Source organism: Bradyrhizobium sp. CCBAU 11361, from assembly GCF_028128935.1.
GTDB lineage: Bacteria > Pseudomonadota > Alphaproteobacteria > Rhizobiales > Xanthobacteraceae > Bradyrhizobium > Bradyrhizobium niftali.
Window position 1 is genome coordinate 1 of record NZ_LBJZ01000034.1, and the last position, 260, is coordinate 260.

Consider the following 260-nt stretch of genomic DNA (forward strand, 5'->3'; position numbering starts at 1 on the left):
ACTGGTCGATCCGCTCGATGGCTGCGGAAACCGGCTTTTCTCACACCACGATCCGCCGAATGTGGACGGCGTTCGGCCTGCAGCCGCACCGCAGCCAGACATTTAAACTGTCGAGCGATCCGCTATTTGTCGATAAGGTGCGCGATATTGTCGGGCTTTACCTGTCCCCACCGAACCGAGCCATTGTCCTCAGCGTCGATGAGAAAAGCCAGATCCAGGCACTCGATCGCGAGCAGCCGGTCTTGCCGATGATGCCTGGG

At 59.2% G+C, this 260-nt stretch carries 1 pseudogene; it reads left to right on the forward strand.

Going from position 1 to position 260, the window contains the following annotated elements:
- Positions 1-260 (forward strand): annotated as a pseudogene (locus tag XI08_RS09710) (IS630 family transposase); the annotation flags it as partial.